Annotated in this window: 19 protein-coding genes and 1 tRNA gene; 9 read left to right on the forward strand and 11 right to left on the reverse strand. The window is 56.0% G+C overall.

What is annotated here, in order from left to right; genetic code table 11:
- Complete coding sequence (locus CAUR_RS04830; RefSeq protein WP_012256810.1) at positions 1 to 402, reverse strand: CBS domain-containing protein; 402 nt, start codon at positions 400 to 402, stop codon at positions 1 to 3.
- Positions 403 to 817: 415 nt separating this feature from the next.
- On the opposite strand from CAUR_RS04830, the gene CAUR_RS04835 reads away from it, so the two are divergent.
- The 4 genes from CAUR_RS04835 to CAUR_RS04850 are packed head-to-tail and all read left to right on the forward strand — an operon-like array spanning position 818 to position 3,731.
- On the forward strand, positions 818 to 1,486 hold the full coding sequence (locus CAUR_RS04835) for a phosphatidylserine decarboxylase (protein ID WP_012256811.1): 669 nt from the start codon (positions 818 to 820) through the stop codon (positions 1,484 to 1,486).
- A 9-nt stretch (positions 1,487 to 1,495) separates the two neighbouring features.
- Complete coding sequence (locus CAUR_RS04840) at positions 1,496 to 2,344, forward strand: RibD family protein (RefSeq protein WP_012256812.1); 849 nt, start codon at positions 1,496 to 1,498, stop codon at positions 2,342 to 2,344.
- Positions 2,345 to 2,379: 35 nt separating this feature from the next.
- Complete coding sequence (locus tag CAUR_RS04845; protein ID WP_012256813.1) at positions 2,380 to 2,982, forward strand: sigma-70 family RNA polymerase sigma factor; 603 nt, start codon at positions 2,380 to 2,382, stop codon at positions 2,980 to 2,982.
- Between the two features lie 32 nt (positions 2,983 to 3,014).
- Positions 3,015 to 3,731 carry an anti-sigma factor family protein gene (locus CAUR_RS04850; protein WP_012256814.1) on the forward strand — a complete coding sequence of 239 codons (717 nt, stop codon included), beginning with the start codon at positions 3,015 to 3,017 and terminating at the stop codon, positions 3,729 to 3,731.
- Between the two features lie 64 nt (positions 3,732 to 3,795).
- Here the strand turns inward: CAUR_RS04850 and tsaD are convergent, their stop codons facing one another.
- Genes tsaD through CAUR_RS04865 form a run of 3 tightly spaced genes read right to left on the reverse strand, consistent with a single transcriptional unit; the run spans position 3,796 to position 6,206 of the window.
- On the reverse strand, positions 3,796 to 4,863 hold the full coding sequence (gene tsaD, locus CAUR_RS04855; RefSeq protein ID WP_012256815.1) for a tRNA (adenosine(37)-N6)-threonylcarbamoyltransferase complex transferase subunit TsaD: 1,068 nt from the start codon (positions 4,861 to 4,863) through the stop codon (positions 3,796 to 3,798).
- A gap of 18 nt (positions 4,864 to 4,881) precedes the next feature.
- Positions 4,882 to 5,622 carry a YggS family pyridoxal phosphate-dependent enzyme gene (locus CAUR_RS04860; RefSeq protein ID WP_012256816.1) on the reverse strand — a complete coding sequence of 247 codons (741 nt, stop codon included), beginning with the start codon at positions 5,620 to 5,622 and terminating at the stop codon, positions 4,882 to 4,884.
- On the reverse strand, positions 5,619 to 6,206 hold the full coding sequence (locus CAUR_RS04865) for a hypothetical protein (protein WP_012256817.1): 588 nt from the start codon (positions 6,204 to 6,206) through the stop codon (positions 5,619 to 5,621). The genes CAUR_RS04860 and CAUR_RS04865 overlap by 4 nt, the downstream gene beginning before the upstream one ends.
- A 242-nt stretch (positions 6,207 to 6,448) precedes the next feature.
- Between CAUR_RS04865 and CAUR_RS04870 the strand changes: the two genes are divergently transcribed.
- The 5 genes from CAUR_RS04870 (at position 6,449) to CAUR_RS04890 (ending at position 13,098) form a co-directional block, all read left to right on the forward strand.
- Complete coding sequence (locus tag CAUR_RS04870) at positions 6,449 to 8,884, forward strand: branched-chain amino acid ABC transporter substrate-binding protein (protein WP_012256818.1); 2,436 nt, start codon at positions 6,449 to 6,451, stop codon at positions 8,882 to 8,884.
- An 81-nt stretch (positions 8,885 to 8,965) separates the two neighbouring features.
- The gene (locus CAUR_RS04875; RefSeq protein ID WP_012256819.1) at positions 8,966 to 10,132 is read left to right on the forward strand and encodes a branched-chain amino acid ABC transporter permease; all 1,167 of its coding nucleotides are present in this window, start codon (positions 8,966 to 8,968) and stop codon (positions 10,130 to 10,132) included.
- Between the two features lie 5 nt (positions 10,133 to 10,137).
- Positions 10,138 to 11,487 carry a branched-chain amino acid ABC transporter permease gene (locus tag CAUR_RS04880; protein ID WP_012256820.1) on the forward strand — a complete coding sequence of 450 codons (1,350 nt, stop codon included), beginning with the start codon at positions 10,138 to 10,140 and terminating at the stop codon, positions 11,485 to 11,487.
- Between the two features lie 2 nt (positions 11,488 to 11,489).
- The gene (locus CAUR_RS04885; protein ID WP_012256821.1) at positions 11,490 to 12,272 is read left to right on the forward strand and encodes an ABC transporter ATP-binding protein; all 783 of its coding nucleotides are present in this window, start codon (positions 11,490 to 11,492) and stop codon (positions 12,270 to 12,272) included.
- Positions 12,273 to 12,381: 109 nt separating this feature from the next.
- A complete protein-coding gene (locus CAUR_RS04890) occupies positions 12,382 to 13,098 on the forward strand; it encodes an ABC transporter ATP-binding protein (RefSeq protein ID WP_012256822.1) in 717 nt (238 codons plus the stop codon).
- A 532-nt stretch (positions 13,099 to 13,630) separates the two neighbouring features.
- On the opposite strand, the gene CAUR_RS04895 is transcribed toward CAUR_RS04890, so the two are convergent.
- From CAUR_RS04895 to CAUR_RS04925, 7 genes are all read right to left on the reverse strand, one after another.
- Positions 13,631 to 13,706, reverse strand: a tRNA-Gly gene (locus tag CAUR_RS04895).
- 47 nt (positions 13,707 to 13,753) lie between these two features.
- On the reverse strand, positions 13,754 to 14,437 hold the full coding sequence (locus tag CAUR_RS04900) for a response regulator transcription factor (RefSeq protein WP_012256823.1): 684 nt from the start codon (positions 14,435 to 14,437) through the stop codon (positions 13,754 to 13,756).
- A 38-nt stretch (positions 14,438 to 14,475) separates the two neighbouring features.
- On the reverse strand, positions 14,476 to 15,324 hold the full coding sequence (locus CAUR_RS04905) for a redoxin domain-containing protein (RefSeq protein ID WP_012256824.1): 849 nt from the start codon (positions 15,322 to 15,324) through the stop codon (positions 14,476 to 14,478).
- A gap of 32 nt (positions 15,325 to 15,356) precedes the next feature.
- Complete coding sequence (locus CAUR_RS04910) at positions 15,357 to 16,454, reverse strand: J domain-containing protein (protein WP_012256825.1); 1,098 nt, start codon at positions 16,452 to 16,454, stop codon at positions 15,357 to 15,359.
- Between the two features lie 169 nt (positions 16,455 to 16,623).
- Positions 16,624 to 19,017 carry a cytochrome c biogenesis protein CcsA gene (gene ccsA / locus CAUR_RS04915; RefSeq protein ID WP_012256826.1) on the reverse strand — a complete coding sequence of 798 codons (2,394 nt, stop codon included), beginning with the start codon at positions 19,015 to 19,017 and terminating at the stop codon, positions 16,624 to 16,626.
- Between the two features lie 79 nt (positions 19,018 to 19,096).
- Positions 19,097 to 19,516: a cytochrome c maturation protein CcmE domain-containing protein gene (locus CAUR_RS04920; RefSeq protein WP_012256827.1), complete on the reverse strand. Its 420-nt coding sequence runs from the start codon at positions 19,514 to 19,516 to the stop codon at positions 19,097 to 19,099.
- A 19-nt stretch (positions 19,517 to 19,535) separates the two neighbouring features.
- Complete coding sequence (locus tag CAUR_RS04925; protein ID WP_012256828.1) at positions 19,536 to 19,748, reverse strand: CcmD family protein; 213 nt, start codon at positions 19,746 to 19,748, stop codon at positions 19,536 to 19,538.
- Positions 19,749 to 19,750 lie beyond the last annotated feature (2 nt).

Consider the following 19,750-nt stretch of genomic DNA (forward strand, 5'->3'; position numbering starts at 1 on the left):
CTACTCATTGGCAATATCGCGCACGACATCGGTCACCGACAGCACCCCAATCGGACGCAATCCCTTTTCCCCCGGCTCGACCACGATCACCCGGTGGATACGGCGTTCCATCATCAGGCGGCTGGCATGCTGGAGTGTATCCTGTGGCGTGACCGACACAACATCGGTGATCATAATGTGCCCTGCCGTCAGGCCGCGCCAGTGCTTCCAGTATTGCTCGTACAGGCGCGCATTGACCAGATCGGTACGCGAAACCAATCCAACCATGTACCCCTCATCGTCAACGACCACCAGAGCACTTACATCTTGTTCCGACATTTGACGGGCCACATCCTGAATTGGCGTCTCACGGCGGCAGGTCAACACACCAACATGCATCACCTCGCCAACTGTTCGATCCATGGCACCTCCCTTTCACGAATTGCGGTTCAGATTGATCCGGTGATTTCTTTAGTGTAATCAATCTGACACGGCGCGTCAATATATATCTTCTTCAGGTATCTTGCATCATATCAACCGCAGTCACAACACTGTTGTAGTGATCAACCACCATCCACAGGCGATGACATCTACGGTTGACCCGGCATAATGAAGGAGAAGCACATCTGTAGGGCCTGTCCTGCCACGTCAGTACACATTGTGTGGTTAATGCCTTTCTCCGATAGCATGTATGCCCTCAATGCAACCAACTGCTACGGTCGTATTTGAACCGAAAACAGGGGCCTTCTAGTCGCCGTGAGGTTTGCGCGGGTCGCTCATTCATGCTAGAATCATGCTACAGTTCGTCTACATTCATTTTGTTCTGTCGGGTGAACGTATGTCAGAGCCGACAACTAATCAGCGTCAACCTGCACTACCTGGTCTTGATGTCGAGGCAACGACTGTTGTCGGGATCGGCCTGGGCCTCACCGGTCTTGCGCTTGGTCTGCGACCGCGACTGGCACCGGCCACGCTGGCTCTGACGGCGCTGGCAGCGGCACTCTTCCGCAATCCGCGGCGTATTCCACCCGATGAACCACGTACCATTTTTGCCGTGGCCGATGGGCACGTGCAAGGGGTACGTGAAGTCTACGAGCACCGCTTCGTCCACAGTGACTGTCTGCGGCTGACGACGATTATCGGTCCGCTCGATGTACCAATCTGTCGTGCTCCCCTCGCCGGTCGTGTTGCCTATCTTGAACAACTGACCGGCGATCATCGTCCGTTACGTGATCCCCAGGCGGCTGAGCGCAACCAACGGCTGTATATCGGCCTGGAGACAACCTGGGGGCCGATGCTGATCGCTATCGTTGCCGCACCGCTGGGGCGCTGGTTGCGCTGCGAAACGTCTCTGGGTGCAACACTGAACCCCGGTACCCGGATCGCCAGTGTGCGGTTTGGTGGCCAGGTTGATCTCTATGTGCAACGTGATGTCCTCGATCCGCTTGTGGCACCCGGTAATCGAATACTGGCCGGGCGGAGCCGATTAGGAGCAGTGGTCGCCTGACCAGGTTGCATGATCGCACCGTTTACCCTCTTATTTGAAGAAGAGCCAAACCCCGGTCCAGGGTTGCCGGAAGCAATGCGGGCTGTGTACAACGGGGATTGGCGCCTTCCTCCGCTACCTGCTCATCGTCCGCTCGTCTGGACTAATTTCGTTGTTTCACACGATGGACGAATTGCCTTCAATCAGCCGGGTTGGAACGGCGGTAACGCGATTAGCCGCGGGAGTCGTCACGACCACTGGCTGATGGAACTGGTGCGCGCTCGCGCCGACGCGATTCTGGTCGGCAATGCCACCCTGCGCGCAGCCCGTCGCCATCGCTGGGCACCGGGAGAGGTGTTTGCCTGGCCGGAGTTTGCTGCCTTGCGCGCAGCCGAAGGGCGGCCTGCGTTACCGGCGCTGGTCATCCTCTCGGCCAGCGGCGAGTTGCCGGCAGCCGTTGCCCTTGAACTGCCACGAACACTCTTCCTGCTGACAACCGCTGAAGGTGCCGAACGTGCCCGGCAGCGCTATCCCCATCTGATTTGTCTGACCGGTGCTGATGGGCAACTTGACCTGATTGCAGCCCTGGCACAGTTGCGTCACGATTACGGGATTCGCACGTTGCTCAGCGAAGGTGGTGGTCGCACGTATGGAACACTGCTGGCAAATCATCTGATCGACGAAGTCTTCCTGACCATCAGCCCAATTATTGTTGGCAATCCATCGCCGCCACTTGCCCCTCGGCCTGGTCTGGTCGAGGGAGTGGGGTTTGCCCCGCAATCGCCACCTTACTTACGCCTGATCAGTTTACGTCGAGTTGACGATATGCTCTTTCAACGGGCAAATATCGTTATCCCTCCTGACGCAAAACCGGTATAATACAGCTCAGGTTGGTACAAGAGACGAGCGATCGTATGGCTAATGAAGAGCAACGACTGATCAGTGCAGCACAAGCGGGCGATCTCGATTCGTTTAACCAGATTGTACGGCTATACGAAACGCGGGTCTACAACCTTTGTTATCGTATGTTGGGCGATACCGATGCCGCAGCCGATGCCACCCAGGACACGTTTATCTCTGCTTTCCGTCATTTGGCGAACTTTCGCGGCGGTGCATTGAAATCCTGGCTCCTCCGCATTGCTACCAACACCTGCTACGATGTACTACGTACCCGGAAACGGCGACCATCGGTGTCGCTTGACAAAGAGCCAGATGATGAGGGTAATCGGCTTGATCTCCCTGATCCGGGCGCCAGTCTCGATGAGCTTATGTTGCAGCAAGAGTTGAGTGCAGCGATCCAGCGTGGTTTGGCCGAACTACCTGAAGATCAGCGCATCGTGATCATCCTCAGCGATATTCAAGGGTTAGCCTATGAGGAGATTGCCCACATTACCGGTGTGCAGTTAGGAACTGTGAAATCGCGATTAAGTCGGGCACGGGCTAAATTGCGCGATATTCTCCGCGCCGGGGAACTCTTACCGTTAAAATTTCGTCTTGATGATGAAACAACCACGTAACAGTTACACCTGATGGTTACACGAGTACGCTGATGACAACCCTGTCGCCTTCACCATCTGAATTACCTGAGCATGATCGTGAATTGCTCTCGGCATATATAGATAACGAACTAACGCCTGCCGAGCGATCTGCGCTCGAACAGCGGTTGCGCGCCGAGCCATCGTTACGCCGTGAACTGGCCGAACTGCGTGCGGTTCGCGACCTCCTCCGTGAACAGCCATGGGTAACGCCACCACGCACGTTTACGCTGACTCCTGAGATGGCTGGCGTGCGTCGGCGCCGGTTTTCCTTGTCTGGCTGGTGGCAGCCGCTCAGCGGCCTGGCTGCGCTGGTGTTGGTCATTCTCATAAGCTGGCAGATGCTGGGGCTGAATAACAATTCAGCCAGCACTCCGCAAGCCATGATGAGTGGTGACACTACAGCACCCACCGCCCCCGCCTTTGCCGCTGCGCTACCTGAGTCGCCCGTTGCTGAAAACGCTCCTGCCATCGCCGCCAGTCCAAATGAGGTTGAGCAAGCAGAACCGACGTCTGAAGCGGCATTGAGTGCGATGGCTGAGCCAACGTTACCGGCAGGCGCTGCTGCCCGCGAGTCGCAGGCTGTTGAACCAGACGGTTCAGCAGGTGCGCAGTCGCAACCTGCCCAAAGCCCTCCACTTGCTCCGCCGTCCTGGCCGGTAGTGATTGCCCTGGCTATCTTGCTCCTGATTGTGGCCGGTATCTGGTTTGTCCGCCGACGGGCTGAATAGACTATACAGCGCCATGCGCCCGGTTCACCACATAACCCGGCTTGAACAGGATACAGGCCACTTCTTAATTCGCCTGTTCCAGCGGTAGATTTGCCGTCACATCAACGTCCCAGCCGTACTGCACACCGCTGTGAAACCGGTAAAATGCAGCGGCAGCAACCATTGCAGCGTTATCGGTGCAGAGATCAAAGGCCGGTAAATGGACTGGCACACTGGCGCGCCGGATTAGCTCTTCGCGCAACCGCCGATTAGCGGCGACACCACCGGCAAGGAGGATCGCCTGCGCCTGATAACGCCGCGCCGCATCAACGGTTTTGGTGACCAGCACATCAACTACCGACTCCTGAAAGGCGTAAGCCATCTGCGCCACAAACGGGGCATCGAGCTGCGGCGTCTCACCGGCTCCCTTCCGTCCGCTCAGTCGGCTTTGCTGAGCCAGCCGATCCTGCACACGATGAAGGACGGCTGTTTTCAAACCGCTAAACGAAAAATCGTAGCTGTCACGCAACCAGGCCCGTGGCAGCACACCACCAGGAGTGGCATTGGCAGCAGCAGCCTGAATTGCCGGCCCGCCTGGGTAGCCCAACCCCAAAATACGCGCTACTTTATCAAAGGCTTCACCGGCTGCATCGTCACGGGTTTGCCCAAGCAGTTGATAGTTACCGTGATCGCGCAAGAGTACCAGCAACGTATGCCCTCCGCTCACCAGCAGGGCAACGAGTGGAAATGGTGGCGGCGGATCACTACCCAACCATCCGGCGTAAAGGTGCGCTTCGAGATGGTTAACTGCCACAAAAGGCAAACCGCGTCGCCATGCCATGGCCTTGGCCGCATTAAGACCGGTGAGCAGTGCACCGCTCAGCCCTGGCCCATGAGTGGCAGCTACTGCATGCACATCAGCCCAACCGTTTGGCAGGACAGCCAGGGCTGCCCGCACGACCGGTGCCAGACTGAGAATGTGCTGGCGCGAAGCAATTTCCGGCACAACCCCACCGTAGCGTTCATGGGTCGCCATTTGGGACGCGACAACATTGCTCAGCACCGTCCGCCCACCACGCACCACTGCAGCAGCCGTCTCGTCACAAGAGGTTTCCAATGCCAGAATCGTGAAATTGGCGGGCAATTCATTCATAGTCATAATTCCTGGCTCTCATACCATCTTACCTGTTCGCTCACCGAAGATTGCTCTGCCGATCCGCACCATCGTTGCCCCTTCGGCAATCGCCGCCGTGAGATCGTCACTCATACCCATCGAAAGCTCGCGCCAGTTGGTCTGAGGATAGCGACGGACCAGATCATCACGTAGCTCACGTAAGGTTGCGAAGTAGGGCCGCGCCAGATCGGGATGCTCAACAATCGGCGCAATCGTCATCAGCCCCCGTATCTCAAGGGCCGGCAGTTGCAGAATAGCCTCTACATCGCGCAAGAATGCGCTATAAGCTGTCGTATTTTTAATCCCATCCACGACCACAAAACCCTCTTTACTCGCCTCGCCACTCACATTCACCTGGAGCAGAATCGGCAATCGCCGATCCCGCTCACGTGCATGCCGATCCAGCGTTTCTGCCAGTCGTACACTATCAACAGAATGGATGAGATCGAACAATTCAACCGCGACTTTAGCCTTATTACGCTGAAGATGGCCAATCAGATGCCAGCGCGGCCGTGGTTGCAGAGAGTGTAACGCCGCGATTTTATGTTGAGCTTCTTGCACACGATTTTCGCCAATATCGCTGACGCCGGCGGCTACCGCTGCTGCCACCACTTCCGGTGGATGGGTCTTACTCACCGCAATCAACTGTACCTCGTCAGCTTGCCGTCCGGCGGCGGCAGCGGCTGCTGCAATCTGCTCACGGACAATGGCCAGTCGTTGACGAAGCGCCTCAGTCATGATGATGCCCCTTGCACATCGATAAGTAAGCGTTGCTCCAGCGGTGGATCCGGCGGCAGATGGGTGATCAACAGCAAGCCGCGACCGTTCGGTAATGGGACACTCAATTCAAGCGGTGTCGAAGCTCCAGGTGACAGGTTGGCTATCGTTGTTCCTGGTGCGCGATAACTCTCACCGGCACTGTCACGCAACTCAAAGGCGCTGATCGGCACCTGAAGATTGCCATCGGTCAGGTTTGTTACCGTCCCCCGAATCCGTACCCCATTGGGAACAGGCTCGATCCCATCGATCACCACCCGTAACCGTTGATTGCTGGCGACCGGATCAACCGCTTGTGAGCGATTACCGGCCATAATCTGCTGCCAGAGTTGCCGGGCTGCTTCCTGTGCATCTGGCGAGAGGCTCTGAATCTCTAACTGTGGCAGACCAGGCAGCGGCAAGGCTGGTGTTGGCTGGCGGGCAAACTGATCAATCAGGGCAACCGTTCGATTTTGTTGTAAAAATATGCTCATGCCGATCAGCAAGAGTGCGCCTAAGATGCCAATCATCCAGAATGGAATGGGAGGCGATTCGTCATGCATCATTGTACGGTGCTCCCGAACTCTCGGTTATTACCTGACACTATTCTAGCCGGTGCCGACCTGCTTGACAAACTGGCGTGAATGGCGTATATTCGCCTACTGTCATCCACTGTGGCTAATTGTTGGCAACGCAATGATGCATAGCAGCGCTGCGCAAAGGCGTTCTGGTATCATTGTGTTGTGTACAACCAGCCCTCTGGAGACAGCAGATTACCGGTTTGAAGTATGTTAAGGAGAAATCGGTCATGAAGCGTTCGATCAGTTTCTTACTGCTGGTCGGTATGCTGGCTTCGATGCTGGCCGCCTGTGGTGCACCGCAGGCTCAGCCTACAGCCACACCGCAGCCAGCACCGCAGGCCACTGAAGCACCGCAGCCGACGGCTGCACCAACCGAACCACCTGCGGCTCAGGTGATCAAGATTGCCACCCAAAGCCCCTTGTCGGGTGGTCAGGCTGCGCTCGGTACCGGTATGAAGAATGCCGCCGAGCTGGCCGTGCAGCAGTTGTCTGGCCCGCTTACTGAGCTGGGCTTCCGCGTTGAACTGGCTCCATTCGATGACCAGGCCCGGCCAGAGGTTGGCTCGGCCAACGCCAAGAATATCGTCTCGGATCAGGATATTCTCTGCGTCGTTGGTCACCTCAATTCGGGTGTCGCCCTGGCTGCGCTGCCCGACTACAAGAATGCCAGCCTGCCGATGGTCTCACCGGCGAACACCAACCCGAACATCACCGAGGGTGGCTATGAAGTCGCCTTCCGCGTCGTCGGACGTGACGACGTGCAGGGTGTGGTGGCCGAGCAGTTCGCCCGCGAAACGTTGGGCGTGAAGTCGGTCTACATCATCCACGACACCACCGCCTACGGGCAGGGTGTGGCCGAGTTCTTCCGCCAGGCGGCTGAGGCCAACGGTTTAGAGGTCTTGGGCTTTGAGGGTACCGAAGAGCGCAGTGACTTCTCGGCCATCCTCACCCCGATCCTGGCTGCCAATCCCGATCTGATCTTCTTCGGCGGTATCTACGACCAGGCTGGCCCCTTCTTCCGCCAGGCCCGCGACCGTGGCATCACTGCCCAGTTCATGGGACCCGATGGTATGGAGTCGGAAGAGCTGGTGACGCTGGCCGGTGATGCGGTCGATGGTATGTACTACACCACCGTCGCTGCTCCGGTGAGCCAGTTCCCCGATGCTGCGAAGTATGCCCAGGACTACCAGGCCGCGTTCGGTGATGCGGCGCCCGCCTTCTCGGCGCAGGCGTATGATGCGACCGGTATCTGTCTGACCGCAATTACCAACGCGGCAAAGGCTGCCGGTGGCAAGCCGACCCGTGCTCAGGTGTTGGCTGAAATTAAGGCTCTCCAGTCGTATAAGGGTATCACCGGTACCTACACCTTCAGCCCGAAGGGTGACCCCAACCCGGCAACCTACTTTGTGTTGCAGGTGAACGCTGCCGACTGGAGCCAGAACCGGCTGGTGACCCGCCTGGAGATTGCGCCTCCTGGCGAAGCTGCCAGTGGTGGTGGCACGACTGGCGGTACAACCGACTTCGATCTGGCAGCGCTGGCCGCTCAGCTCGGCAATGTTGCTGCCCGGCTCGGCACCATCAAGATTGCCACCCAAGGCCCGCTGTCAGGTGGTCAGGCTGCGCTCGGTACCGGTATGAAGAATGCCGCCGAGCTGGCAGTTGAGCAGCTCAATGCTCAGTTGGGTGCGCTTGGGATCAGGTTTGAGCTGGTTCCGTTCGACGACCAGGCTCGGCCAGAGGTTGGCTCGGCCAACGCCAAGAATATCGTCTCGGATCAGGATATTCTCTGTGTCGTTGGTCACCTCAATTCGGGTGTCGCCCTGGCTGCACTGCCCGACTACAAGAATGCCAGCCTGGCAATGGTCTCGCCGGCCAACACCAACCCAAACATCACCGAGGGCGGCTATGAAGTTGCCTTCCGCGTCGTCGGTCGCGACGACGTGCAGGGTGTGGTGGCCGAGCAGTTTGCCCGCGAAGAGCTGGGCGTGAAGTCGGTCTACATCATCCACGACACCACCGCCTACGGGCAGGGTGTGGCCGAGTTCTTCCGCCAGGCGGCTGAGGCCAACGGCTTGCAGGTGCTCGGCTTTGAGGGTACCGAAGAGCGCAGCGATTTCTCGGCAATCCTCACCCCGATCCTGGCTGCCAATCCCGATCTGGTCTTCTTCGGCGGTATCTACGACCAGGCTGGCCCCTTCTTCCGCCAGGCCCGCGACCGTGGCATCACTGCCCAGTTTATGGGTCCAGACGGTCTGGAGTCGTCTGAGCTGGTCGATCTGGCAGGCGATGCAGTTGATGGCATGCACTACACCACCGTCGCTGCTCCGGTAAGCCAGTTCCCGCGTGCAGCCCAGTACGCGCAGGATTACCAGGCTGCGTTCGGCGATGCGGCGCCCGCCTTCTCGGCGCAGGCGTACGATGCGACCAACATCTGCGCTGCCGGCATTCTGTCCGCAGCAGTTGCAGCCGGTGGTAAGCCGACCCGCGCCCAGGTTGTGCAGGCTATCCGCGATCTGCCACCATTCCCTGGCATTACCGGCACGTATGACTTCAATGCCAAGGGAGACCCAACGGTTGCTACCTATTTCGTGTTGAAGGTCAACGCGGCTGATTGGAACCAGAACGAGCTGATTAGCCGGCTGGAAATTGCGCCACCACAATAAGCCATTGATAGGTTGTTCGCGTGGCAGTGCGCGAGAAACTCTTCTCGCGCACTTGCCCAATCCATAAGTTCGGGAGTTTTCATGGCTGTCGATGCAACGGTTTCCCCCACGACTGCACGCCGATCTCTCGGTGAGGTGCTTGGGGTTGTCTTTGGCCCTGTCGGGCAACTGCTGGCCTTCATTGTCGGAAGTGCCGCTGCACTATCGCTGATCGTTGTTTTGCTTGCCCTGGTACTATCCCCCAGCCAGCCTGACATCATGCAACGGGTGGTGATCATTCTGCCGCAAGTGCTCATTGATGGGCTGGTTCGCGGCTTCCTCTTCGCCACCATCGCCCTTGGCTACACGATGGTCTACGGCGTGCTTGAATTCATCAATTTTGCCCACGGTGAAATCTTCATGATTGGTGGCGTCGTTGGTGCCACTGTGAGTTTTATTCTGGTCAGCTCTGGCACGCTGGCAAGTGTACCGCCGCTGGTTTTCGTGTTGCTAGTTGTGTTGATCGCCATGGCCTTTTGCGGCACCCTCGCCGTTACCGTCGAGCGGATTGCATATCGTCCGCTTCGTAATGCGCCCCGGCTGGTACCGTTGATCTCGGCTATCGGCATGTCACTCATCCTGCAAGACCTTGCCCGCCTGGTAATGACCAACAGCCCCCTGGGTTTTAATGCCCGTTACCAAACTCCTGATTTCGGACAGCCGATTCGCCTGTTTGAAATGCAGATCGGCGAACGGAGTGTACCGGTTATTCTGAGTCCGCGCGATTTGATCTTCATTGTCGCGGCCACCCTCATGTTGATCGTCCTGAATTATGTCGTAAATGCCACAAAACTGGGCAAGGCGATCCGGGCCACCGCTCAGGATATGCCAACGGCGAGTCTGATGGGTATTGATGTTAATCGGATCATTGCGCTTACCTTCTTGATCGGTGGAGCACTTGGAGGCGCTGCCGGTGCGTTGTTTGGTTTGCGCATTGGTACCGTGAATCCATATATGGGTTTGATCCCCGGTCTGAAAGCATTTACTGCTGCTGTGTTAGGTGGTATCGGCAATATTACCGGCGCAATGGTCGGCGGTATTGTGCTCGGTTTTCTTGAGGCTTTTGTTGCGGCGTACCTCGCTATCTTTACCGGCGGTAATTTCTCAGGTGCAGCCTATGCCGATATTGCCGCGTTTAGTATCCTGATCTTGCTGTTAATTTTCCGGCCTTCCGGTCTGCTCGGTGAGGCGACAACGCAGAAGGTGTAAGCAGTATGACTACGAGCACTTCGCCGCAGAGCCTTTGGCAGCGCGTAACGACTTCTCTGAGCAGTGGGCCAACCGCATACGCATTTCTGGTTTTCTACGTGCTCGTCTGCTCCTTCCTGCTCTTGACCAATCCGCGCACCGAATTGAGCACCGACATCGTGTTCGTGCTCTTTATGTTGTCGATGCTGGTAGCGTATCGCTCGCGGGTTGCCGGTTGGTTCAAGGTGGTACTGGGGGTGTTTGCCCTTGGTATCGTTTTACCGTACTTCGGTACCCTCAACCCGTTTTACATTGATGTCGCAACTCAGGCTGGTATCTTCACGGCACTGGCCCTGGGATTGAACGTGGTCGTCGGCTTTGCCGGCCTCCTTGACCTTGGCTATGTCGCGTTCTTTGCGGTGGGTGCGTATGCCTGGGCGATCTTTAGCACCCCACAGATCAGCGAGATTAATCCGGCCTGGAGTCCGGTCGATCCGATCATGTTCTATCCGTTTCTGATTATTGGCCTCATTCTCGGTTTGATCACCGGTGTCTTGCTTGGTTTACCGGTGTTGCGTCTCCGTGGTGATTATCTGGCTATTGTAACCCTGGGTTTTGGCGAGGTGATTCGAGTTATCGCCAACAACCTGGATCGACCGGTAAATGTGACCAATGGCTCACAAGGCATTCGCGACATCGAGCGGCCCCCGCTCGTGCTGGTTGATCTGGTGCGAAACCTTGGTGTTGTTGCCGACGATAATCGCCTGTATCAGCTCTTCTTCTACTACCTGGTTCTGATCATTCTGTTGCTCACCGTGATCGTCGTAGCTCGCTTGAAGAATTCACGGATTGGTCGGGCCTGGGAAGCGATTCGTGAAGACGAGGTGGCAGCAGTTGCGCAGGGTATCCCACGGGTGCGCATGAAACTGCTGGCTTTCGCGATTGGCGCATCATTTGCCGGTGTCATGGGGGTGGTCTTCGCCTCGAAGCAGCTCTTTATCAATCCACCAACCTTTGACTTGCTGCGCTCCATCAATATCCTGGTGATGGTTATCCTCGGTGGGATGGGTTCCATTCCTGGGGCAATGCTCGGTGCAATCATTGTAACGATGCTCGATTTGCAGATATTGCCCCGCACGGCTGCTGTGATCCGCGAAGCCCAGGCTGCCGGTTTACCCATCCCGCGCCAGTTCGATCCTACTCAGTATCAGCGACTCTTCTTTGGGCTGTTGCTGGTGATTATGATGATCTTCCGTCCTGAAGGATTGTGGCCTGACGAGCGCCGGCGCGAAGAGCAGCACGAGGTCGAAGTGACTGAAGAGGAGCTTGAGGCCGACAAGTCGGTGGCACCAACCGGTGCCGATATGGGGAGATAGCCATGGCGCTTTTAGAGGCTTCTAATATTACAAAAGTCTTCGGTCGTCTGGTGGCGGTTAACGATGTAACCTTCACCGTTGAACCGGGCAGCATCGTCAGTGTGATCGGCCCAAATGGTGCCGGTAAGACAACGTTCTTTAATGTGCTGACCGGAATCTACAAGCCAGACAAGGGGCGCGTGATATTTGCCGGCCAGGACATTACCGGCTGGCGGTCGGATCAGATCGCTGCGTTAGGGATGCGACGAACCTTCCAGAATATTCGCCTCTTCAATAACATGACCGTCCTGGAGAACGTGCTCATCGGCATGCACGTTCATTTGCAGGCTTCAATCTGGAGTATCATCTTTCGTGCCCGCAATATGTTGCGGGAAGAAGCAAAGGCTCGCAATAAGGCGATTGAGTTGCTCGAATTTGTAGGTATTGCCGAAAAACGCGACGAGCTGGCCAAAAATTTGCCTTACGGCGACCAACGTCGGCTTGAGATTGCCCGTGCGCTGGCCGGCGATCCTAAAATTATCCTGCTCGATGAGCCGACCGCCGGTATGAATCCGCACGAGACGACCGAAGCAACCCAACTGATCCGTCGCTTGCGTGATGAGCGCGGCATTACCGTGATCTTGATTGAGCACGATATGCGGTTGGTGATGTCTATTTCGGAACGAATCTCGGTGCTCGATTATGGCAGCAAGATTGCTGAAGGTGATGTACAGACAATCCGTACCAACCCACGAGTCATTGAGGCCTATCTTGGTAAAGGTGCTGCCGCTGGTCACGCGGCCTGATGCGGATCAGAGAGGTAGCTGTGGCCTTATGGTACGTCACCTGGTACCGGATAGCATAAGAGCCAGAGTACGCACCTGAGTGGATCCACAGCTTAGGATTGAGGACGTTATGGCGCTGCTGGAATTGCAGAATGTTCACACCTATTATGGCAAAATCCATGCCCTGAAGGGCATCTCAATGCGGGTTGATCCCGGAGAAATCGTTACCCTGATTGGCTCGAATGGTGCCGGTAAGAGTACGACTCTGCGCACCATTTCCGGCTTGCTGAAGCCGCGCCAGGGCCAGATTACGTTCAAAGGACAACGCATTGACACATTGCCACCCCACGAGATCGTAAAATTGGGGATTGCGCAGGCCCCGGAAGGCCGCCGGATCTTTCCACGGCTGACCGTGTTAGAGAATCTTGAAATGGGAGCTTTTCTCTATAACACACGCAGTCCCGAATATCAGGCCGATCTTGATCGGGTACTCACGCTCTTCCCTCGTCTGCGCGAACGGGTCAGTCAAAAAGGTGGCACCCTGTCAGGCGGTGAGCAGCAGATGCTGGCAATTGGCCGGGCACTCATGACCCGACCGCAGGTCCTGCTCCTCGACGAACCTTCGATGGGTCTGGCCCCAGTGCTCGTCGAGCAAATCTTTGAGATTATCCAGACGATTAATCAGCAAGGTACGACGGTCTTGTTGGTAGAACAAAATGCGTTGCAAGCGCTCTCTATTGCCCACCGCGGCTATGTGTTGCAGAGCGGCGAAATCGTGTTAGAGGATACGGCAACGAATTTGCGCAACAACGAGATGGTGCAGAAGGCGTATCTGGGTTTGGAATAAGGTAATATTCGCTAACACTACGAGACCCGACACCCGGCGTGACCATGCGGTTACGCCGGGTGTTTTATCACTGCACATACAGTGACCATCGTCGGCTCACGTGAACGGATATTACATTCCGGTTTAATAAAATCCATCACACCGGTGTAACCGCGGATACAAAGAACGGTGTTTCTGCTGCACACGCCTTGGTGTCGCTCGCTAGCGTGGATACGGTTTCCCCATCGAGTTGTCCGTAACACATCGTGTGACGTGCGGAAGCCACGCTATCGTACCCACCATGTGCGCCGGCAGGCACGAGGTGCAGCACACATACCTGTGCTGGTACGCCACCCTGGAGCAAGAGAGGCATGAGTGTGGGTTGGCAGCCCGTCCTACGGGAAGCTGTTGGTACGTCGTAGACAACGCTGCAAACTTGCCGTGCAGGAGCTGATCTGACCAATGATGATTGATGGCCTTGGCGATGATGCACTATATCTGAAGGTAGCGTGACCCTAAAATAAAATTCCCTGGTCATACCAACCAGGGAAACTGGAGCGGGAGACGGGACTCGAACCCGCGACATTGTGCTTGGGAAGCACACACTCTACCAACTGAGTTACTCCCGCACCTCATCAGCACGCTAAAGTATAGCATGTTCATCGTTGTCTGTCAATCAGGGTTCCATTCGATACCCGACTCCCCATTCGGTTAACAAAAGCTGAGGCTGGCGCGGATCGATCTCAATCTTGCGCCGCAAATGCCAGATATATACCTTGAGATAATCGTTATCGCGCATCGGCTCACTACCCCATACAGCCCTTAGCAATTGCTCGTGTGTTACAACCTCGCCAGCGTGCTCAGCCAGTACTAGAAGCAATTGATACTCGGTTGGGGTGAGATCAACCAGTTCACCCCGTACACGCACTTCTCGTTTCCGCTGATCAATGCTTATCAGGTTATTGCCAACCGTGAGTGGGCGATTGGTTGCAGGTACCCGCCGTAGTAAAGCACGAATCCGGGCCAGCAGTTCGTCGTAATTGAACGGTTTGATCACATAGTCATCGGCACCTTGATTAAGCCCGGTAATAATATCTTCGGGCATCGTCCTGGCGGTCAGCATCAAAATGGGTAACGAGGCAAATTCACGCACCTTTTGACAAACCGTCAACCCATCGAGGTCGGGTAACATAATATCGAGAATGACCAGATCAGGTCGTTGCTGTCGGATAATCTTAATTGCTTCCAGACCACTGATGGTCTGGATAACGTGATACCCTTCCTGTTCAAGGCGGACCCGGATCAATTCCTGCAAACCGCTGTCATCTTCAACGACCAGAATGGTCTCTGGCTGATCCATACAGGTTCTCCGTTGTTACAACCCTCAATACCGACCAATTACTGCGATGTTTGACCACCACTCGCTGCTCGCAATTCGGTAAAGCGAGCTGTAATATCGTCGAGGGTTAGTTCACCGATGTGAACATAGCGAATCTGTCCATCGGGCGTAATAAAGAAGCTGGTGGGTAGAGGAAAGACCCGATACGCTTCAGTGATTGTACCCTCGGTATCGAGTGCAATCGGGTATGTAACACCGTACTGCGCCAGGAACGCAGCCACATCGGCAATAGTTTGTCCATTCACCTGCTCATCATCGGTGAGGTTCACACCGATGACCATCAAACCCTGGTCGGAAAACTGCTCATACGCTTGCTGCAAAGCCGGCAACTCCCGCTTGCATGGTTCGCACCAGGTTCCCCAAAAATTCAGGACAACGACTTTTCCCCGGTATTGAGACAGCTCTATCGTACCACCACGCAATTCAGGGGCTGTAAAGTCAGGTGCCGGACGATTCACCTCACCCATCGCCTGGCCGGTAAGTGTCTCCCGGTTCGTAAATATCCACACACCTGCCACCACAGCGACGGCTATGAATGAAAAAGCAAATACGCTCAGCCACTCGCGTCGGCTCAGCTCACGACGGACTGGCCGGCTTGTTGATGGTATCAGACCCTGACTGATGTCATACTGACGCCGCCGTTCAGGATCACGTAATACGTGGTACGCTCGCTCGATGGTCTGTAGCCGCTCTTGCGCCACTGCCCGGAGTTCATCATCGAGATCGGCAACCCGTTCCGGTGCATAGCGCTGCCGTTGTTCAGCATAAGCGGCATCAATTGCTGCCTGATCGGCATCAGGGGTTATCCCCAACAGACTATAGTAATTTGGTCTGTTCATATTTGACATTGTAGCATACCTTACCTGAAAAGCTATATAGTTTATTGACTATACTCGTCAATCAAGATTTGAGCCTGTAATTGCAGTCCCGGAGCGACTCCCGGAATGGACAGGACAAGCTGCCACTGTTGAATCGCGCGCTCGGTTTGCGGTGGATCGACGGCAACCAGGCAGATGCCATGCGAGAGCAGGACACGGGCATTTTGCGGTGCTGCCTGAAGTGCTTTTTCAGCCTCGCTCAGCCCCTCTGCTGCCTGCTGGGGATTGTTGGTATCGAGACCGTAGTAACACAGACTGGCGGCAATATCGGCGCGAATGACATCGTTGCCGGGTTGCAGCTCGAGGGCTTTACGATACGCATCAACCGCCTCCAACCAGCGCGGAAGCCGCTCTTGATAAATTTGCTGCGCCTCGGCATTGCCATTCGTCAGTTGCTCACGTACATACACCACACTGTCGAACAGTGCATTACCAAGGTTAATCCAGGCATTCGGATTGTCAGGCACCTGATCTGTGACTTGTCGAGCTGCAATCACTTGCCCCTCGAATTGATCGAGAATTTCGCGCAAGGTTGGCGTGGGTGGGACAATCGTTGCCACTGTTGTCGGTGCCGCAGGTGGTGGTGCAACCACTGCTGTACTGATCAATGTGCCGAGCACGATGCTAAAGGTCGCCGCCGCCACAACCAGCGATGGTAAGAGCCAGGCCGGCTGTTGTCGCTGCACAACTCGTCCACGGGTCATTGTAGCCTGTTTTGAACGTGGGCTAAGGTATGGCTGTGGATTAAAGCCCGGTGGTCGCTCCTGACGACGGGCCGGCGGTAAGGGACGAAAATCGATCAGATCATCGTCCATTTCGCCAACCGGCAGCGTGTCTGCCTTCACTTCCGGTACTGGCAGCGAAGGTTGAACCTGTTCTTTTAGCTGTTGATCATACTCGGCACGTCGCCGGGGATCGCTTAACACCTGATACGCCCGTTCGATCTCGTCGCGCCGTCGACGCGCCAGTTCGACCAACTCATCAGCCGCCCCTTCCAGGCGGGCAGGATCGTACCGTTCACGTAATCGTTCGTAGGCGGCACGAATAGCTTCGGCATCTGCCTTCGGATGAACTTGCAGGATTTCGTAGTAGTCAGCCATTGCTTTCACAACAACAATCGCGATTGGCGGCTCATCGGTCTGCCTGCCAACCGCGACTGTCCTTTATTCATCGATCATTACACGCTGAAACACATCAGATAGCTACCAACAGATGCTCACGTTTGGTCAGTATTCTCTGACCATATAATCCTGATCTGGTGTCCACATCCTAGTCGCCGGCCCCGCGCCAGCCCAGTTGAGCCGCCAGTTCCGGCAACGCTTTGGGTAGTCGTACTCGTGCACCAGCCAGCGCCAGACTACCTTCAAGGTAGCGCCGTACCAGTGCGATTGCACCGCCGATCACCATCATGATAACACCAGTCCAGACCAGCACAACCAGCGGTTTGACACTCACCGCAATGACAGCCTTGGCCGGCACCACCGGCAGATCATCCAGGCCGGGACCACTACCTTCGAGAAGCACCATGCGGTTGGTCGGATCAAGCTCCGCTAGACGCAGGGTGTGGCCACCGGGTAGGGTGACCGGAATGAACTGCAACTCACCTTCATTCGTGGTCGGATTGGGGACAACTTCCACCCGCGGCTCAACCTCGAAGGTCTGGCCTTCATAAGTAACTTCGACACGGGCGCCAACCTTCGCTTCACCACGCATCATTGCCTCGCGGTCGATATTGAACCCGCGGAAGGTCAACGTGTATGGCCCCATCTGTGCGCTCTGATCCACACCTAACACCGGTCGCGAAGGATCACGTTCCGGGTCATAACCTGCCGGTGAAATGTAGAGATCGTGCCAGAGATAGCTGTGGATCGAGGGCGTTTGCATGGTTGCGCCCATACGCTGATTAAAGTAGAGATACGGTCGAGCCGAGAAGGTACCCGATCCGTCACTCACCGTGAGATCGAGCACACCACGCTGCTGGTCATCAAGTTGATAGCCGTTGAAGATAAACTCATAGCCAAACAATCGGGCCGACTCACCGGGAGATAGCGTCAGGCGAGTATCGGGAGTAGCGTAGGCCGAAGAGGCAACCATCCCAATCGCCATCACTGTAAAACCGAGGTGAGCAAGATAGCCACCGATCCGTAACCAGCCACCACGCAGGGTACGAATAATCATCACCAGGTTCGTTCCAAACGCGAAGACACCACCGGCAACATAAGCCAGGGAGAGCAAATCGCGCACATTGATAATCATGGCCACGACAGCCGCTATCACTGCAAACACTGCCGGCCAACGCAATGCACGCAGGAGGTGGCTGAGATTAGCGTCGCGCCAGCCAAGGAGTGGCCCAACGATCAGCAACACGATTGCTACCACGCCGAGTGGAGGTACTGTGCGCTGGTAGAAGGATGGGGCAAGCGAAAAACGGCCATCTTCAAACGGTTGCGCCTGCGGGTTCATCAGGGTGCCGTCATCAAGCTCGAAATAACGCCCCATCCACTCTTGCAGCGTATGCCCTACCCCAGGAATAGCCGAAATGACCGGCATCGAGGTGCCGATACCAACGACCAGCGCGGTCATGACAATGGTAATAATCGCCAGCACGAAGAAGCTATCACGCGAGAAGAATTTGTCACTAAGTGGACGGGCAGGAATATCGTTCCAGCGGGCCAGCAACGAGACAATGGCAACCGCCAGCAAGAAAATCTGAAAGCCAACCAGTCCCTCAAAAATCCCTTCGGCGACAAATGAGTGGACAGAGAAGTTAGCATAGACCCCGCTGCGGGTCATAAAGGTAGCGTAGAACACCGTAATGTACGTCGCCACACCCAACACGAGGTTGGTCTTTCGCAAACCACCGTGGGTGCGTTGCACAAGCATCCCGTGGATCAGGGCGGTTAGAATGAGCCAGGGTACCAGCGACAAGTTTTCAACCGGATCCCAACCCCAATAGCCACCCCAGCCCAGCGTCTCATAAGCCCAGTAACCGCCGAGCAAGAGTGCCAGCCCCAGAAATGCCCAGGCCGCCAATGTCCATGGCAAGGCCCGTTTCACCCATGTATCGTAATCGCGCCGCCACAGCGCAGCCAGGGCAAATGCGAAGGGAATCATGGAAAGCGCATAGCCAACGAACAGGATTGGGGGGTGAATGATCATCCAGAAGTTGTGCAACAGCGGATTGAGACCGCGACCGTCACCTGGGGTAAGTGCGACGCCGGTATTGGGATCGACCAGGGGCTGGAATGGATTGAGCACCAGCACAAACCCAATGATCGCTGCCTGGATCGCCATAACAACCATTAACACATACGACTCAAAATGCTTGGTACGGCGAATCAGCAACGCGCTGGCAATTGACCCCCACAGCAACCAGATCATAAAACTACCTGGTTGACCGGCCCAACTGGCCGCAATCGTGAAGAAGAACTCCAGATCGCGGGAGCTATAGTTGTAGACGTAGTCCAGATCAAAGCGGCGGGCAAGAAACACCGTAATCAGTAGCGTCCACGACATCAGCACGCCGGCTAACGCCGCATAGACACCGAAACGGGCATAACTAAGCGCTACCCGCTGCCCACGTAAAACTAGTCCATAACTGATAATCGCCAGCAAGGTCATCCCCAGACTGGCCATCAGGAGGAACGTACCAAAGAGATACATAGCAACTCTTTCCAGCGGTCAAAGCCAATAGACGGTGAAAACGTACCAGCAATGACCGTGTTGCGGCTGTCGCCTTCGCTTATGGCTTTGCCTGGTTCATTTCCTGATACTTCGACGGGCATTTCACCAACAGATCATCTGCCATGAATGCCTGCTCGGTCGGATCGTAGCGGCCAATGGCGACAATACTAATCGCCTGCTCGAAATTTGCCGGTCGCGGATCATCCGAGATGACTTTGATCAGTTTCCCATTCTCATCTTGCAGCATAAAGGTAAACCGACCCCGTTCATCCATCTCGCCGGTACTGCCCAGGAAGCCGGCCAACTGAACACTTCGCGTGCTGCTCATTGCCTCGTCAACACTGGTAGTGTAGGCACGGAAGCCATCCTGGAAGCCAAAAAAGCCGTAGACGACTGCCAGCAAAATAATTCCCAGACCAACAACGTGCAGTGGCTTAATAGCGACACCACGACGCACTGGAGTAGTTGCAACAGCCATATCTTCCTCACCAGATAGTTCAACGGCGCTCAACCGGCTCGTCAGGAATACCGGTTTCACGCACCCGACTCACTTCAGCCACCGGTGGTAGCGGTTCCGAGCGATCCTGCTCTCGTTCCAGCTCACGTTTTAACGCACGTGCAGTCGCATCGATCCGCCAGAGATAGATAAAGATCGTGATCCAGACCGACAACACAGCGGCTGTCGCCACATAAATTGCTGCGCTATCCATGG

It is taken from the genome of Chloroflexus aurantiacus J-10-fl (genome assembly GCF_000018865.1).
Classification (GTDB): domain Bacteria; phylum Chloroflexota; class Chloroflexia; order Chloroflexales; family Chloroflexaceae; genus Chloroflexus; species Chloroflexus aurantiacus.

Excerpts from the sequence above, each read along its gene's own strand:
- CAUR_RS04830 (WP_012256810.1), bottom strand. The coding sequence starts at position 402 with ATGGATCGAACAGTTGGCGAGGTGATGCATGTTGGTGTGTTGACCTGC.
- CAUR_RS04835 (WP_012256811.1), top strand. The coding sequence starts at position 818 with ATGTCAGAGCCGACAACTAATCAGCGTCAACCTGCACTACCTGGTCTT.
- CAUR_RS04840 (WP_012256812.1), top strand. The coding sequence starts at position 1,496 with ATGATCGCACCGTTTACCCTCTTATTTGAAGAAGAGCCAAACCCCGGT.
- CAUR_RS04845 (WP_012256813.1), top strand. The coding sequence starts at position 2,380 with ATGGCTAATGAAGAGCAACGACTGATCAGTGCAGCACAAGCGGGCGAT.
- CAUR_RS04850 (WP_012256814.1), top strand. The coding sequence starts at position 3,015 with ATGACAACCCTGTCGCCTTCACCATCTGAATTACCTGAGCATGATCGT.
- tsaD (WP_012256815.1), bottom strand. The coding sequence starts at position 4,863 with ATGAATGAATTGCCCGCCAATTTCACGATTCTGGCATTGGAAACCTCT.
- CAUR_RS04860 (WP_012256816.1), bottom strand. The coding sequence starts at position 5,622 with ATGACTGAGGCGCTTCGTCAACGACTGGCCATTGTCCGTGAGCAGATT.
- CAUR_RS04865 (WP_012256817.1), bottom strand. The coding sequence starts at position 6,206 with ATGATGCATGACGAATCGCCTCCCATTCCATTCTGGATGATTGGCATC.
- CAUR_RS04870 (WP_012256818.1), top strand. The coding sequence starts at position 6,449 with ATGAAGCGTTCGATCAGTTTCTTACTGCTGGTCGGTATGCTGGCTTCG.
- CAUR_RS04875 (WP_012256819.1), top strand. The coding sequence starts at position 8,966 with ATGGCTGTCGATGCAACGGTTTCCCCCACGACTGCACGCCGATCTCTC.
- CAUR_RS04880 (WP_012256820.1), top strand. The coding sequence starts at position 10,138 with ATGACTACGAGCACTTCGCCGCAGAGCCTTTGGCAGCGCGTAACGACT.
- CAUR_RS04885 (WP_012256821.1), top strand. The coding sequence starts at position 11,490 with ATGGCGCTTTTAGAGGCTTCTAATATTACAAAAGTCTTCGGTCGTCTG.
- CAUR_RS04890 (WP_012256822.1), top strand. The coding sequence starts at position 12,382 with ATGGCGCTGCTGGAATTGCAGAATGTTCACACCTATTATGGCAAAATC.
- CAUR_RS04900 (WP_012256823.1), bottom strand. The coding sequence starts at position 14,437 with ATGGATCAGCCAGAGACCATTCTGGTCGTTGAAGATGACAGCGGTTTG.
- CAUR_RS04905 (WP_012256824.1), bottom strand. The coding sequence starts at position 15,324 with ATGTCAAATATGAACAGACCAAATTACTATAGTCTGTTGGGGATAACC.
- CAUR_RS04910 (WP_012256825.1), bottom strand. The coding sequence starts at position 16,454 with ATGGCTGACTACTACGAAATCCTGCAAGTTCATCCGAAGGCAGATGCC.
- ccsA (WP_012256826.1), bottom strand. The coding sequence starts at position 19,017 with ATGTATCTCTTTGGTACGTTCCTCCTGATGGCCAGTCTGGGGATGACC.
- CAUR_RS04920 (WP_012256827.1), bottom strand. The coding sequence starts at position 19,516 with ATGGCTGTTGCAACTACTCCAGTGCGTCGTGGTGTCGCTATTAAGCCA.
- CAUR_RS04925 (WP_012256828.1), bottom strand. The coding sequence starts at position 19,748 with ATGGATAGCGCAGCAATTTATGTGGCGACAGCCGCTGTGTTGTCGGTC.